The 1,164-nt window shown below is 65.4% G+C and carries 1 protein-coding gene; it reads left to right on the top strand.

Going from position 1 to position 1,164, the window contains the following annotated elements:
• Window positions 1–1,164: calcium-binding protein (locus KHC27_RS05010; RefSeq protein WP_213335820.1), on the top strand; the 1,164-nt coding region annotated here is incomplete at both ends.

Genomic DNA, 1,164 nt, shown 5'->3' with positions numbered 1-1,164 from the left:
ACGAGAACGAAGCCTTCATCTACGACCTCACGCTGAACGGCACCAACGCGCTGCGGTTTTCCGGCTTCACCAAATTCGATGCCGGGGCGGGCGACGACATCATGGACTTCACCGTCCGCGCCGCCAATGCCGGCAACGAATACAACCCCGGCACCACCGTCACGGTCTTGGGCGGGCTCGGCAATGACGTGATCTGGACCGCCGGCAGCAGGCTGACGACGGTCTATGGCGACAGCCAGGTCATAACGGGGACGTCCTCCACCGACACGGTGCAGGCCGGCAACGACATCATCGATCTCTCCGCCGCCACCGCCGGCACCGCCGTCTATGGCGATGGCACCCTGACCTGGGCCAAGGGCGGCAACGACACCATCACCGACAACGGCAGCGGCGACAACCTCTATGGCGAAGGGAGCACGCTGGGCACCGCCGCCGATTCGCAGGTGACCTGCGGCGACGACGTCATTTATGGCAAGGCCGGCGCCGACAACATCTATGGCGACGGCGCTTTGGGCGGCGCCACCGGCGTGACCGCGATCGGGGGCAACGATATCCTCTACGCCTATGACGCCACCACCAACGGCACCGAAACCGACACCCTTTACGGCGAGGGCGCTTCGCTCGGCATCTACGCCAGCGATATCATCCTGTGCGGCAACGACACCCTTTACGGCAGTGACGGCAATAATGGCCTCTATGGCGACGGCTATTCTATGGCAGGTGGAGCCGGCGCGACCTTCACCGGCGGCAACGACACGATCTATGGCCGGGGCGGGCTGGATACGATCTATGGAGACGGCAGTAATGCGGCCACCTCCGGAACCGGCGCAAAAGCGACCGGCGGCAGCGACACCCTGTATGGCGATGACGGCAGCGACGTTCTTTACGGCGACTTCGCCACGGCGGGCAGCAGCTCAAATCCCACCCAGATCATCGGCGGGAATGACTGGCTCTATGGCGGCGCCGGCGGCGACACGCTGATCGGCGACACCGCCCTCGTGACGGCCAAGGCGACGCTGACCTGCGGCAACGACCGGCTCGACGGCGGTACCGGCAATGACGGGCTCTCTGGCGACGTCTCCAGCTCCATCCCTGCCGGCGCCAAGGTGACCGGCGGCAACGACACCTTCGTGTTCGAGCCCAATAGCGGCGCCGACACCATCT

Source organism: Ancylobacter lacus (assembly GCF_018390635.1).
Taxonomy (GTDB): Bacteria; Pseudomonadota; Alphaproteobacteria; order Rhizobiales; family Xanthobacteraceae; genus Ancylobacter; species Ancylobacter lacus.
This window is presented reverse-complemented; position numbering and strand designations above follow the sequence as displayed.